This window comes from Alkalihalophilus marmarensis DSM 21297 (assembly GCF_000474275.2).
GTDB classification, from domain to species: domain Bacteria; phylum Bacillota; class Bacilli; order Bacillales; family Bacillaceae_D; genus Alkalihalophilus; species Alkalihalophilus marmarensis.
The window spans coordinates 1-14,597 of sequence record NZ_ATAE01000026.1 but is presented as its reverse complement, the minus strand read 5'-3'; the positions used below and the strand labels follow the sequence as shown (position 1 = coordinate 14,597).

Genomic DNA, 14,597 nt, shown 5'->3' with positions numbered 1-14,597 from the left:
ATGATGAAACACGAATACAACGTTTTCAGTAACGGAAAGGATGAACGAAATCATGTCAACAAATGTTGAATTAAAAGCAATTAATACCATTCGCACATTATCAATTGATAGTATTGAAAAAGCGAACTCAGGTCATCCAGGTATGCCAATGGGTGCAGCTCCGATGGCATTTAGTCTCTGGACAAAATATATGCAGCATAATCCTTCAAACCCTGATTGGGCAAACCGTGATCGCTTTGTATTATCTGCTGGTCATGGATCTATGCTGCTTTACAGCCTTCTCCACTTGACTGGATACGATGTTTCTCTAGAAGACTTACAATCATTCCGTCAATGGGGAAGTAAGACACCTGGTCACCCTGAATTTGGACATACTCCTGGAGTAGAAGCTACTACCGGCCCGTTAGGACAAGGTGTGGCAATGGCAGTAGGGATGGCAATGGCAGAACGTCATTTAGCTAGTACATATAATCGTGATGGGTACAACATCGTTGATCATTACACATACAGTATTTGTGGAGATGGAGATTTAATGGAGGGTGTTTCTGCAGAAGCAGCATCACTAGCAGGACACTTAAAGTTAGGCCGCCTTATTGTAATGTATGATTCAAATGATATTTCACTTGATGGTGAATTAAACCGTTCATTCTCAGAGAGCGTTGAAGATCGTTATAAAGCATACGGATGGCAAGTTATTCGTGTGGAAGACGGAAATAATATTGATGAAATTAACCGCGCGGTTAAAGCGGCTAAAGAAGATGATCGTCCTACGTTAATTGAAGTGAAGACGGTGATCGGCTACGGCTCTCCAAACAAATCTGGTAAATCAGCTTCTCACGGAGCTCCGCTTGGTGCTGATGAAGTAAAGCTTACACGTGAAGCATATAAATGGGAAGGTGATGGAGATTTCCACATTCCTGAAGACGTTAAAGAGTTTTATAATAATGTGAAAGAACAAGGTGCAAAAGCGGAAGAAAGCTGGAATGAGTTATTTGCAACATATAAAGAGGCTTATCCTGAGCTTGCTGCACAATTCGAGTCAGCTGTTAAAGGTGAACTTCCTGAGGGCTGGGATCAAGATGCTCCAATATATGAAGTCGGGTCAAGCGTAGCAACTCGTGCATCATCAGGTGAGGCATTAAATGCATTCGCTAAACATGTTCCTCAACTTATCGGAGGTTCAGCTGACTTAGCATCTTCAAATAAAACAATGATGAAAGATCTTGGTGACTTTACTCGTGAAGATTACAGCGGCCGCAATGTGTGGTTTGGTGTTCGTGAATTTGCGATGGGTGCAGCTGTAAATGGTATGGCTCTGCACGGTGGAGTGAAAGTATTCGGAGCAACATTCTTTGTGTTCTCTGACTACCTGCGTCCGGCTATCCGCCTATCTGCATTAATGAATCTTCCAGTCATTTATGTCTTTACACATGATAGTATTGCTGTAGGTGAAGATGGTCCGACACATGAGCCTGTTGAGCAATTAGCAGCTCTTCGTGCAATGCCTGGTTTATCTGTTGTTCGTCCTGGTGACAGCAATGAAACGGTTGCAGCGTGGAAGTTAGCGCTTGAATCAAAAGATACACCAACAGCATTAGTTCTTACTCGTCAAAACCTTCCTACTATTGAAGGAACCAAAGAAACGGCTTATGAAGGTGTAAAAAAAGGTGCTTATATTGTATCTCATGCAAACGGAGATGCAGACTTACTTTTATTAGCCTCTGGTTCAGAGGTTCCTCTAGCAGTAGAAGCGCAAGCAGTGCTTGAAAAAGAAGGCATTCATGCATCTGTTATCAGCATGCCAAGCTGGGATCGCTTTGAAGCACAGCCAAAAGAATACAAGGATGAAGTTATTTCTCCAAATGTAAAAGCTCGTTTAGGTATTGAAATGGGAGCATCTCTTGGCTGGCATAAATATGTTGGGGATCACGGCGATGTACTTGCAATTGATCAATTTGGAGCATCAGCACCAGGAGATCGCATTATGCAGGAGTATGGCTTTACTGTAGATAATGTGGTTGCTAAAGCAAAAGTGTTATTAAATAAATAATGAATGATGAAGACCGCCTCTTGTTTAGGCGGTCTTTTTCTTCGACAAAACTAGTGAAATTCCTCGCCAGTTTAAGACAATGATTTTAGGAAGCATCCCCTATACTTATCGTAAAGAGATGAATGAAAGGGGTGCAGCGAATGAGACATTATCAATTGTTTTTACTAGAAGAGGACGTTGCGCAGCACTATTTTGGACAAGAGTCAAAACTATTTCATTTATTTTTAGAAAGAACGATGGCTTCATCTGAACAAAAGCAAATTATTGATTTGCAGATAGAGTATATTTCAAAGCCGATGCCTGGTTTGTTGTTGCAGCAAAAAATGATGGCTGCTTTTTCAAATTTATCCTCCTATAAAGTAAATAAACATATCCATGTGCTTGACCTTGCCCAACCTGAAAGTTGCGCTGAATTACTGATCCATAAGGAACACTTATCATTAACGTCGACTGGTGAAATTGAAGCAGAAACGATGTTTTTTGAAGTGCTGAGAAAAATAGACCCTTGTTTTTTTGCCATCAATTTTGAAACTCATCGTTTTGGATGGCTTAATCCTATTAAGCAAGTTAAGTTTGTCTAAGCGACAAATAGGAACAAATTTCATAAGGAGCTTTTAAAAACGGTCTCGTTACGATATAATAATGTAGGTTGATTCAGGCTAAGCTTGAACGGTTTATTTTGTTTGAAGGAGGACGTTGGACGTATGCCATGGATTCATATTTTAGGCTACACGATCGCAGTACTTGCGGGTGTTGCTATCGGTTTCTTTATTGCACGTAAGACGATGATGTCTTATCTAAAGAAGAACCCGCCAATTAATGAGCAAATGCTTCGAGTGATGATGATGCAAATGGGTCAAAATCCATCACAAAAGAAGATAAATCAGATGATGAAAGCAATGCAAAAGCAACAAACGAAATAATGTATCGGACAAGCACCTCAAATTGGGGTGTTTTTCTACTGTAAAAAGATGTTATGCTACATACATAAAAAGGAAATAAGATAGCAGCTCCAATACATGAGAAAGGTGGATGAAATATGTAATATTTATCATATACGTATCCATTTAATTTACGGAATATTAATTACTTTCGGTTTTTTTGGGGGAGGAAATTTGTAAGATGTCTGTATTTAAAGACTTGTGGTGGTTTTTCAAACGTGAACGTGTTTCTTATGGGTTGGGTATCTTAGTATTAGCATTTGTTTCTATTTTCACCTTATTACCCCCGTATATAGTGGGTGTGATTGTGGATCATATTGCTGAGCAGACGTTGACGACAGCAACCTTGCTTTCATGGGTTGGAGTTTTACTAGGTGTAGGGCTCATCGTCTATGTGCTTCGTTTTGTATGGAGGATTATGATTTTTGGGGCGGCGATTCGCTTAGCCCGTCTTTTAAGAAATCAGTTATATGAACACTTCACAAATATGTCGAGTAAATTTTATCAAAAACAGCGGACTGGCGATTTAATGGCGCATGCTACAAATGATATTAGAGCTGTACAAGCGACGGCAGGGCAAGGTGTGCTTACTTTAGTGGATTCTCTGACAATGGGAGGCTTTGTTATTTTAACGATGGCCTTCACCATCAGCTGGGAGTTAACATTGATCAGTTTGATCCCGATGCCGTTTATGGCGCTTTTAACAAGTTATTATGGAACATTGCTTCATAAAAGATTTCATGTGGCTCAAGCAGCTTTTTCTGATTTGAATGACAATGTACAGGAAAGTATTACTGGGGTCAGAGTGGCAAAAGCTTTTGGTCAAGAGGAACGTGAAATAGAAGGGTTTCGTGCGCAATCGGAGCAAGTTGTCAAAAAAAATGTTTCGGTTGCCAAAGTAGATGCTTTGTTTGATCCAACAATTTCATTGATTGTCGGGCTGTCTTATTTTCTTGCTGTTGTATTTGGCGCGCGTTATGTGATCGCTGATGAAATGACTATCGGCCAGTTAACGAGTTTTACCATCTATCTTGGTCTGTTGATTTGGCCAATGCTTGCCTTTGGATGGCTGTTTAACATTGTTGAACGTGGAAGAGCTTCATATGATCGTATTAAGCATTTGTTAAGCGAAAAGCAAGATATTACTGATGTTCTGGCGACAGTTGATACGGTCGCAAAAGGAGACATTGATGTTTCCTTAAACTCCTATGCATACCCAGGTACAGATAAAAATGCATTGACTGATCTGCATTTCACTTTAAAAGAAGGTCAAACACTCGGGATTGTAGGAAAAACAGGCAGTGGTAAGTCTACATTGATAAAATTGCTGCAGCGAGAGTATGATGTCTCAAATGGATCGATAAGAATTAATGAACGTTCAATAAATGAATACTCCCTTGATGCATTAAAGAAAGCATTCGGACTCGTACCGCAAGAACATTTCCTTTTCTCAGCTACGATTGCTGATAATGTAGCATTTGCAAAGCCTGATGCTAGTTTCAAAGAGATTGTTCAAGCTTGTAAACTAGCAAACATTCACGAGGATATCACTCGATTTGATCAAGGGTACGATACAATTGTTGGAGAGCGAGGAGTGACACTCTCTGGAGGTCAAAAGCAGCGTATTTCGATAGCAAGAGCGCTTATCTCTGATCCTAACATTCTTATATTGGATGATTCTTTATCAGCTGTTGATGCAAAGACAGAAGAACAAATATTAAAGTCGCTTAGAGAAAGCCGACGAGGAAAAACTACGATTATTACAGCCCATCGCTTAAGTGCAATTAAACATGCAGATTTAATACTTGTTTTAGCAGATGGAAAAGTAATAGAGCGGGGTGTTCATGAAGAATTGATGAATGAAGAAGGATGGTATCGCAGCATGTATGAACAACAGCAGCTAGAGTCTGTAGTCAGGGGAGGTGGCGAGGAGTAATGGAACATAAAGACCGTGTATTAACAGAGAAAGAACAACGGCAGGTCCTCTATCGTCTCTTAGGCTATGCAAAGCCGCATGCTAAAACGTTATCGATTGCTTTTACATTGCTGCTTCTTGCTACAGCTGCGGAACTAATGGGCCCTATTTTAGTCAAGATTTTTATCGATGATTATCTCACACCACAAGTTTTTCCGACTAATGAACTTGTACTTTTAGCAGTTCTGTATCTAAGTTTGCATATCTCTTCAGTGTTTGTTAATTATTTTCAATCCTTTTTGTTTCAAAAAGTATCTCTTAGAATTATTCAACAGCTGCGAGTCGATGTATTTAGTAATGTAGAGCGTTTAGGGCTGGCTTTCTTTGATAAAACTCCTGCAGGGGGGCTGATTTCTCGCATTACCAATGATACAGAATCAATCAAGGAGCTGTATGTAACGGTATTAGCAACTTTTGTCCAAAACATCATGTTTTTAATCGGTGTTTTTGTAGCGATGTTTTATTTAAATACTACACTTGCGCTATACTGCTTATTTTTAATTCCTATCTTGCTTGGCTTAATGCATCTCTACCGTAAATGGAGCTCAACGTTTTATGCGGATATGAGTGAAAAGTTAAGCCAACTAAATGCGAAAATGAATGAATCGATTCAAGGTATGGCGATTATTCAAATGTTCAGGCAGGAAAAACGGTTGCGAAAAGAGTTTTCGCGGGTCAATGATGAACATTTAGATGCTGGTATGAAGAGCATGAAATTAGATGGGCTGCTACTTCGGCCGATGGTGGATCTTATCTCTATTCTCGCATTAATCTTAGTGCTAAGCTATTTTGGTGTGACATCCTTTGTCAGTCCTGTTGAGATCGGGGTTATTTATGCATTTGTTAATTACTTAGATCGCTTTTTTGAACCAGTTAACCAAATGATGATGAGATTGTCCTTATTTCAGCAGGCAATTGTTTCAGCAGGACGAGTGTTTAAACTGATGGACCATCAAGATTATGCACCGAGCCAACAGGGGAGAGATCCTCATAAAATCGAACAAGGGGATATTACATTTCGTGACTTGACTTTTTCTTACGACGGGAAAACGGATGTGTTAAAGAATATCTCATTTACAGTTAAAAAAGGAGAAACGGTTGCGCTGGTCGGACATACCGGAAGCGGAAAAAGTTCCATTATTAATCTGCTCATGCGATTCTATCCATTATGTAAAGGTGATATTATCATCGATGGCAAATCGTTATACAGTTATCCTAATGAGGAACTAAGAAGAGAGGTCGGACTCGTACTGCAAGATCCATTTTTATATACGGGGACGATCGCACATAATATTCGGTTGAACCGGGATGGTATTAGCGATGAACAAGTGCGTGCTTCAGCAGAATTTGTTCAGGCGGATGAATTTATTCAACGTTTGCCAAATCAATATGACACAGTTTTAGCAGAACGTGGTTCAACGCTATCAAGTGGACAGCGTCAGCTTTTATCATTTGCAAGAACGATGGCCACTAATCCAAAAGTACTCATTTTAGATGAAGCAACGGCAAATGTAGATACAGAAACAGAAGAAGCGATCCAAATGGCACTTAGAAAAATGCAAGAGGGAAGAACGACGATTGCGATTGCTCACAGATTATCAACCATTAAAGATGCAGATCAAATTTTGGTCCTCCATCAAGGAGAGATTGTTGAACGAGGTAATCACGAAGAGCTGTTAAAAAGAGAAGGTCTCTATCACAAAATGTACCTCCTGCAAAAAGGGTCTAATGAAAAAATTAAACTAAGTTAAAAATAACCGACTTGGCATCTGCTAAGTCGGTTCTATTTTGTCATTTTCTCTTTTAGTAAGCGATCGTATTCATTTAACAATTGGTCTAGCTGCTGACTTACTTCAACGGCTTTTTTAGAATGAAGACCGTTGCTCGTCCCAACTTTAATCAATTCGTTCCGTTTTTCTTCGATCGATGCTTCAATGGATTCTTCGGTTACTTTCTCATTTGCGGCCTGAACTGAGTCTTCTTTAAAATTTCTAGTTTGTTTATTTAATGAATCCTCTAGCTGCCTTTTTGTCATAGGTGCAACCCTCCACGAATCGCTTACATATATCATAATCTTCTCCTCGTGTAAACACAATCTGAATTATTTGGAAGGGAAATCCTAAGTATAAGAGAAGGGAGTATTTCGTTTTTGTTTGTCAAAAAGGAGTTTTTTTTATTAAATATTTGAATAATGTTTGAAAGAGAGGACGCTTTAAGGTATGTTTAAAGGGATGGGTACGCTCATGAGAAAGGAGTGAGCTAAATTGAGTGATACGTATATATTATTGTCAACAATCGGGGCAGCTATAATGGCCACTCTAGCTATTATTATTCGACTTAAGGCAACGAAACGTCCAGCTTCTGCAAAAAAAATTATTCTACCTCCGATTTTTATGTCTACTGGTTTTTTGATGTTTCTCTATGAACCAGCTCGCCCTGCTTGGTGGCAGGTGATTGAGGCATTAGCTGTCGGTATGATTTTTTCCATATTATTAATAAAAACCTCTAATTTTGAAATTAAGCGCAATCAAATTTATTTAAAACGTTCAAAAGCGTTTGCATTTATATTAGTCGGTCTATTAGTTGCTCGAATTACGTTTAAACTGATCATTGGGGACGCTGTTCAATTTGAAGAGCTCGCTGGCATGTTCTTTTTACTTGCCTATGGAATGATTATTCCGTGGCGGATTTCGATGTATCGATCCTATCGAAAACTTGAAGCAGAATTAATAAATAATCCACCTAAAAAAATAATCGTACCTGCGGAAACATAAAACGAATACGAATTTAAACAAAGAACTCGCTCTATTGAGCGAGTTCTTTGTTTAAGATGATTCTAGCAATTGTTTGTATGGTGTCATATCGATTTCTTTTTCTTTTAACTTTTTCTTTAAAAATTTATGATCACGTTTAGGCGTAGCTAGAATGTATCCTCGGATAATATAATCTTGGGTTAAGACACTCGCATTTTCTTCTAATACAAGCTCACCGATCTTCCCCGCAATTTTTCCTTTAGCGACGTCTCGAAACAACTCAGGAACGGGTTCAACTAAGTCATTTAATAATGCTTTTTGTTCTGCGTCCCATAAATGAATCGTCTTCTCGATATAGTAGTCTTGCCAATCTAGAATACTTTTTCCATCTTCTTTAGGCAGACGCTTAAGAAATTTACGGAACATGAAATATCCGCCGATAAACATCACTGTAATCAAAAAGATGGTCCATAGTACGATAAACCACATAAACCAAGTAGGCATTTTATTCTCACCTCTTCTACGTATCGATTCTATCCTACCATAAACAACTTAAAACTGCTATTGGTGTCCAATTTTTCTCCTTAAAAGCTGACAAAATGTAAAAAGGCAGTTGAATGAGGGGATAGAATAGGTAGAGGAAGGCGAAAATGGGAAAGGTAGAACAGGTATCATCTTAATTTTTACATTTGTGAAGTAATAGTTTGTGATTTGTGGAAAAATACAAAAAGAGACAGAGTTGTTTGATTATTTTCCACAAGGTCAGTTTGACTAAGAATGATTATACTGAGAATAAGAAAATGTTGAAGAGTTCAAAGGAGGATGTCTACATGTTAATTGGTGTACCTATGGAAATAAAAAACAATGAAAATCGTGTGGCGATGACCCCTGCAAGTGTGATGACGCTCGTTCAGGCAGGGCATCATGTATTAATCGAGAAAAATGCAGGTATTGGAAGCGGATTTAGTGATGAGCAATATGTTCAAGCTGGTGCTGAAATTGAAGCTGACCCTGCTGCTATTTGGGAAAAAGCAGATATGATTATGAAAGTGAAAGAGCCGCTCCCATCTGAATATGCTTATTTCAGGAAAGGTCTTATTCTATTCACATACTTGCACTTAGCAGCTGAAGCCGAGCTTGCAAAAGCATTAGTTGAAAAAGAAGTAACGGCTATTGCGTATGAAACTGTTCAAGTGGGACGAACTCTTCCATTACTTACTCCAATGAGTGAGGTAGCTGGCCGTATGGCGTCTCAAATTGGTGCTCAATTCCTCGAAAAGCCTAAAGGTGGAAAAGGGATTTTATTATCAGGCGTGCCTGGTGTAAAACGTGGAAAAGTAACAGTCATTGGCGGGGGTGTTGTTGGAACGAATGCTGCTAAGATTGCGATGGGTCTTGGGGCAGATGTAACGATTATGGATTTAAGTCCTGAGCGCCTAAGACAATTAGATGACTTATATGGAACTGATATTCAAACGATGATGTCGAACCCGCTGAATATTGCAGAAGCGGTAGCTGAATCAGATTTAGTGATTGGTGCGGTGCTGATTCCTGGAGCGAAAGCACCTAAGCTTGTTACAGAAGAAATGATTAAGTCGATGAAGGCGGGGTCAGTGGTTGTCGATGTGGCGATTGACCAAGGCGGAATTATTGAGACGGTAGACCGTATCACCACACATGATGAACCGACCTATACAAAACATGATGTTGTTCATTACGCAGTTGCTAATATGCCAGGAGCAGTCCCGCGCACCTCAACGATTGCATTAACGAATGTGACAATCCCTTATGCGCTCCAAATTGCTAATAAAGGTGTACATCGTGCAATCGAAGAAAATCCTGCTTTAGAGCTTGGACTTAATACAGCTGGAGGAACTGTCACATACGAAGCAGTAGCTCGTGATTTAGGGTATGAGTACTTAGCTCCTCGTGAAGCATTAAAAACACTACAGTCATAAAAACACATCTGGCAAATAAAAAAGTCAGGGGATATGAATCCTCTGACTTTTATTGTTTCCGTTGAATATAGTAGGCGTGATTTGCTTTTTTAAAACCAACCTTAGGATAATAATCAAGAGCTGCAGGGGATGAGAGTAAAATCAGCGAGCATTCAACTCCGATTTCTTCTCTCGTTCGCTCGATTAATTCACGTCCGATTCCTTTCTGTTGATAATGTTCATCTACGGCTAAATCAGACAAATAACAGCAATAGGAGAAATCGGTCAGCGAACGGGCTGCGCCTGTTAAATGCTCCCCGTCCCACGCGGTAATTAGAAGAGGGGAGGCCTCGATCATCTTAGTGAGCCGGGCTGTATCTTCATGTGGCCGTTTAATTGTTGAACGCTTAAAAAGATCAGCTAATTGCTCAGCAGATATCGCTCGATTCACTTCATATGTAATCATAGGTTTACATACACCCCGTTCTTTAGTTTAATAGTATCGTACGTTGTTTATTATCCTTAACTATAACATAATATTCAGATAAAGGCAGGGGGAGAATCCTTTGACGAAAGAAGAAGCACAATCGATTCTTGAACAATTACGAAATAAGGAGATAGAATCTTACACGGTGACAAAAGAAGATTTCCTGGATTTTCGCTCGGTATTAGTAGCACAGGACGATGTAAAAAGCTTTAGAGGGAATGCTCAGCATGGCGGGGCTGCCATTTATACGTATGAACCGGGCTGGACAAAATAGAAAAAGCACATCTGCAATAGGCAGATGTGCTTTTTTACATATATTAATCTAATACAGTTACTGTGACTGTTTGACGGCCAAAGTTAATAGCTTCTTCTTTCGTTGCCATGTGCAAGTCTACTTTATGGCCTTGAATAGCGCCGCCAGTATCTCCAGCAATTGCTTCGCCGTATCCTTCTACATGAACACGTGATCCAAGAGGGATAACGTCAGGATCAACTGCAACTACTTTTTTGTTAGGGTTTTCGCGTAAGTCGATTCCAGTAGCTGTTACACCAGAACACCCTTCACAATAAGCAGTGTACGCTGTTGCTTCCATCTCAAATGTTGCTTGTTCGCTTTCTGCAGGGGCAGAAGCAGTTGTTTCTTCAGCTTCTTCGACAGCAGGTTCTTCTACTGCTTCAGGCTCCTCTGCTTGTGTTTCTTCAGCAGCAGGCTCTTCTGTCGTTTCTTCAGCTTGAGCAGGAGCTTCAGCAGGCTCTTGTACTTCAGGAGCTGTTTCAACTGGAGCTTCTTCTACAGGAGTTTGTGGCTCTGGAACCTTTTGATTACCGGCCGGATTTGAATAGTAAAGGTTAGAGTAAGTCTCAGGACCGGCAATGCCGTCTACAGAAATTCCTTGAGCTTTTTGAAAACCTTTAACAGCTGCTTGTGTTAATGGACCATACAAGCCATCTTTATTTCCTTCATAGAAACCTAGATCTACTAATTGATGTTGAAGGTCTTCTACTAATACCCCTTCGTCACCTTTTTCTAGAACTTTCATCGCACCTACTGTTTGCGGACCGGCAATCCCGTCTACTACTAAGTTATGTTTTTCTTGATATGTGGAAACAGCATCAAATGTTTCTTTTGAAAATGTTCCTGTTATAGCGGCTTCATCTAATAAGCCTTTTTCATGCAAGAGTTCTTGAACTACTTGGACACTCTCGCCATCTACGCCTTTGTGTAAGAGATTGCTTCCTAAGTCACTTGCCTCTGAAATGGCTGGTGATGCAAATAGGAGCACGCCAGCTGTAGCAAGCGGTAGTCCGAAGTTTCGTAAAAGCTTTGAATTGGTTTGTTTTTTCAAAGTGAATACCTCCTTACTTCGTTCAACGCTAGTAATCGTAACAGCTATCAAATGAGTTAGGCAAGTATTCTCGGTTTACTTAATCAAACTGCAATATACTTGTAATATATGAAATTGCTACGAGATAAACAGTGGCAAGATCGCCAAAATATGTATGCGTTTGTGAGAAAATAACAAAGAAATAAGGTGTAAAACCATGGTATTTTTAAGGTCCTTACACCTTTATCCTTTATATATCAATAGATTTGAGCATTATTTTTATAAATAAGAGTAAATGCAAAAAACGATCAAAAAGCTCACGTTTCGATAGATTTTTCAACTCTCTACATATTATACTACGAAAACGTAAAGTGGAAATCGAGTCAGATGATGATCCTCCTTTATACGTAAATCTTGTCTAAAACCATATTTTACAAGGTTTTACCTTGCTTGAAAGAGGGAACGAATAATCGACTATCTAAATATTGAAAGTGGGGGAAGGGTTTATGGCTGATAAACCTGAAACAAGGGTAGAAAAGAGGAAGCTAAAGAAAAGGAAACATAAAAGAGGAAGCGGGCTATTATTTAAAATTGCAGCTGTTTTAACTGTTCTCTTTGTGATAGCAGGAGCGGTTGGAAGCTTCACAATTTATGGTTTAGTTCAAAGTGCTCCAGAGATCAATGATGAGACGTTTGCATTCGCAAACTCATCTACTCTGTATGACCATAATAACGAGGAGATTATTGCTTTAAGTAATGGAGAAAACAGGCAGTCAATGTCTATTGAAGAAGTGCCTGATCATGTGAAGGATGCGTTTATAGCAATTGAAGATGTTCGCTTCCATGATCATTCAGGACTTGATATAAGACGTATTGGAGGGGCGGTTGTCTCTAACATTACGAATGGTTTCGGAGCAGAAGGGGGAAGTACAATCACTCAGCAAGTAGTGAAGAATTCACTTTTAACTGCGGAGAAATCAATGACACGAAAGGTACAAGAAGCCTATCTAGCCCTTGAACTTGAAAGACATTATACAAAAGATGAGATTCTAGAACTCTATTTAAATAAAATATATTTCGGAAATGGTGCTTACGGGATTGTTACAGCAGCTGAGGCTTACTTTAATAAAGAAGTGGATGAGCTGACGATTAATGAAGCTGCCTTATTAGCAGGCCTTCCTCAGCGTCCATCTGGATATGACCCTTATCAAAATCCAGACCTTGCTGAAGAAAGACGAAATACCGTACTGTATGTGATGCATGAACATGGATTTATTACAGAGGAAGAATACGATGAAGAAAGAAGAATGCCGGTAGTAGATATGTTAGAAAAAGGCTCAGAAGATGAATCGATTTCTGATGCGTTTATGGACCAAGTGTATAGAGAATTAGAACAAATTGAAGAGTTAACGCCTTCGATGATCTACAACGGAGGGTTAAAAATTTATACAACATATGATGCGGATGCTCAATCACATGTAGAAGAGGTGCTTAACTCCGATCAATTTGTTCAATATCCTGATGACAGATTCCAGGCTGGAGTAACGGTGGTCGATAACCGTACAGGTGAAATTAAAGCCATTGGCGGAGGTCGTAATCAAGAAGCTGGTGAGAACCGTTCCAATTATGCTACTCATATTAAACGCTCGCCAGGGTCTACAATTAAACCAATTTTAAGTTACGGACCTGCAATTGAACATTTGAAATGGTCAACCTATCAGCAAATTGTAGATGAGGAAATGACGTATACAGGCAGTGATCAAGTAATCCGTAACTATAATGGGCAATATCACGGGATGATGTCTATAAGGGAAGCCCTAACACAAAGCTGGAATATTCCAGCCGTTAAGACATTCCAAGAAGTTGGTGCAGATAAAGCCCAGGAATTTGCGAGAAACATCGGGATTGATATTGAAGGTTCTGTCTATGAGTCCTATGCTCTAGGGTCATTTGATGAAGGGATTTCACCACTTGACTTAGCAGGTGCGTATTCAGCCTTTGCAAATGAAGGGACGTATAATGAGCCGCATACAGTCAGAAAAGTTGTTTTTCCAGACGGCAGAGAAATAAACATGCAGCCTGAAGGAGTTCAAGCAATGAGTGATTACACGGCTTACATGGTAACAGATATGTTAAAGAGTGTAGTAGAAGAAGGAACAGGGCAGGTCGCAGCCATTGGCGGAGTGCCGGTTGCCGGTAAGACTGGTACGACCAACTTTAATGAAGAAACAAAGCAAAAATACAATATTGATGAGGGCGTCCCTGATGTTTGGTTCGCCGGTTATACTTCCAATTATACAGCTGCAGTTTGGACAGGATATCCAAGGATTGATGAGAATAGTTATATTAAAACAAGAGAAGACCGTCAGATCGCTCAGCATATCTTCCGTGAAGTGATGAGCGGTATGGTAAATGAAGAAACAGGAGAGTTTGCAAAACCTGATTCGGTTGAAGAAATTACAATAGATACTTCAACGGGTGAACGTGCAGACTCGAGTTCTTCTAGAAGTGATCTCGTAACAGAACTATTTGTCACTGGGACCACTGTTAAAGATGCTTACAGTCTAGTAGAAGATGAATGGGAGAAAAAGCAAAAAGAAGCTCGAGAGGAAGAAAGAGCTAAACAGGAACAACAAAGAAGAGAACGTGAAAGATCAGAAGAAAGAGAACGTAGAGAAGAAGAACAGCAAGAGACCGATAACGATGAGAATGAGAGTGAGGTCGTCGATGAGGACGGGTTGAATATTGAAGTTGACCCAAGTGACGATGAATCAAATGAAGAGCCGAATGATTCCTCAAATGACGATGAGCAAGGGTCTGATGAAGAAGACAATGTAGAAGAAGAAAAGAAAGAAGAGAAGGAAGAGAAAGAAGAGAAGGAGGAGAAAAAGCAGGAAAAAGAGGATGAGAAAGAAGAGGAAAAAGACGAGGAAAACCATGAATCAAGTTCTTCCAGCTCAGATGATGAGTCTGACAGTGAAGAAAGCGACAGTGATAGCGAGGAAGAAGATAATTAAATAAAAGTGAGAAAAGCCCTTCACAATCTATAATGAACTGCCCCCTGTCAAGTAGACAGTGGAAATAATAAAAAGGATTTAAGCGGCTTTAGCTCTGTATTCCATAGGGCTT

At 39.7% G+C, this 14,597-nt stretch carries 13 protein-coding genes; 9 read left to right on the top strand and 4 right to left on the bottom strand.

From position 1 onward, the window contains the following. Positions 1 to 52 precede the first annotated feature (52 nt). The 5 genes from tkt to A33I_RS08710 all read left to right on the top strand — a co-directional run bounded on the left by tkt (position 53) and on the right by A33I_RS08710 (position 6,717). The gene (gene tkt, locus A33I_RS08730) at positions 53 to 2,050 is read left to right on the top strand and encodes a transketolase (RefSeq protein ID WP_022628089.1); all 1,998 of its coding nucleotides are present in this window, start codon (positions 53 to 55) and stop codon (positions 2,048 to 2,050) included. Positions 2,051 to 2,190: 140 nt separating this feature from the next. Beyond that, positions 2,191 to 2,631, top strand: a complete 441-nt coding sequence (sirA, locus tag A33I_RS08725) for a sporulation inhibitor of replication protein SirA (protein ID WP_022628088.1) — start codon at positions 2,191 to 2,193, stop codon at positions 2,629 to 2,631. Positions 2,632 to 2,754: 123 nt separating this feature from the next. Further along, the gene (locus A33I_RS08720) at positions 2,755 to 2,973 is read left to right on the top strand and encodes a YneF family protein (RefSeq protein ID WP_012959284.1); all 219 of its coding nucleotides are present in this window, start codon (positions 2,755 to 2,757) and stop codon (positions 2,971 to 2,973) included. A gap of 199 nt (positions 2,974 to 3,172) precedes the next feature. Continuing rightward, a complete protein-coding gene (locus A33I_RS08715) occupies positions 3,173 to 4,927 on the top strand; it encodes an ABC transporter transmembrane domain-containing protein (protein WP_022628087.1) in 1,755 nt (584 codons plus the stop codon). Continuing rightward, a complete protein-coding gene (locus A33I_RS08710; protein WP_022628086.1) occupies positions 4,927 to 6,717 on the top strand; it encodes an ABC transporter ATP-binding protein in 1,791 nt (596 codons plus the stop codon). The genes A33I_RS08715 and A33I_RS08710 overlap by 1 nt, the downstream gene beginning before the upstream one ends. A gap of 32 nt (positions 6,718 to 6,749) precedes the next feature. Here the strand turns inward: A33I_RS08710 and A33I_RS08705 are convergent, their stop codons facing one another. Continuing rightward, the gene (locus tag A33I_RS08705; RefSeq protein WP_022628085.1) at positions 6,750 to 7,001 is read right to left on the bottom strand and encodes an aspartyl-phosphate phosphatase Spo0E family protein; all 252 of its coding nucleotides are present in this window, start codon (positions 6,999 to 7,001) and stop codon (positions 6,750 to 6,752) included. 229 nt (positions 7,002 to 7,230) lie between these two features. On the opposite strand from A33I_RS08705, the gene A33I_RS08700 reads away from it, so the two are divergent. Beyond that, positions 7,231 to 7,740, top strand: coding sequence for a CcdC family protein (locus A33I_RS08700; RefSeq protein ID WP_022628084.1), 510 nt, complete (start codon positions 7,231 to 7,233; stop codon positions 7,738 to 7,740). Between the two features lie 51 nt (positions 7,741 to 7,791). Here A33I_RS08700 and A33I_RS08695 read toward each other — a convergent pair whose 3' ends face one another. After that, complete coding sequence (locus tag A33I_RS08695; protein ID WP_022628083.1) at positions 7,792 to 8,223, bottom strand: DUF2621 family protein; 432 nt, start codon at positions 8,221 to 8,223, stop codon at positions 7,792 to 7,794. 326 nt (positions 8,224 to 8,549) lie between these two features. Between A33I_RS08695 and ald the strand changes: the two genes are divergently transcribed. Next, positions 8,550 to 9,677 carry an alanine dehydrogenase gene (ald, locus tag A33I_RS08690; RefSeq protein ID WP_022628082.1) on the top strand — a complete coding sequence of 376 codons (1,128 nt, stop codon included), beginning with the start codon at positions 8,550 to 8,552 and terminating at the stop codon, positions 9,675 to 9,677. Between the two features lie 49 nt (positions 9,678 to 9,726). On the opposite strand, the gene A33I_RS08685 is transcribed toward ald, so the two are convergent. Further along, a complete protein-coding gene (locus A33I_RS08685) occupies positions 9,727 to 10,122 on the bottom strand; it encodes a GNAT family N-acetyltransferase (protein ID WP_022628081.1) in 396 nt (131 codons plus the stop codon). 100 nt (positions 10,123 to 10,222) lie between these two features. Here A33I_RS08685 and A33I_RS08680 point away from each other — a divergent pair, with 100 nt between their 5' ends. Then, entirely contained in the window at positions 10,223 to 10,417 is a 195-nt protein-coding gene (locus A33I_RS08680) for a hypothetical protein (protein WP_022628080.1), read from the top strand. A gap of 43 nt (positions 10,418 to 10,460) precedes the next feature. Here A33I_RS08680 and A33I_RS08675 read toward each other — a convergent pair whose 3' ends face one another. Then, positions 10,461 to 11,489, bottom strand: a complete 1,029-nt coding sequence (locus A33I_RS08675; protein WP_022628079.1) for a peptidoglycan-binding protein — start codon at positions 11,487 to 11,489, stop codon at positions 10,461 to 10,463. A gap of 485 nt (positions 11,490 to 11,974) precedes the next feature. Here A33I_RS08675 and A33I_RS08670 point away from each other — a divergent pair, with 485 nt between their 5' ends. Beyond that, positions 11,975 to 14,485: a transglycosylase domain-containing protein gene (locus A33I_RS08670; protein ID WP_022628078.1), complete on the top strand. Its 2,511-nt coding sequence runs from the start codon at positions 11,975 to 11,977 to the stop codon at positions 14,483 to 14,485. Positions 14,486 to 14,597 lie beyond the last annotated feature (112 nt).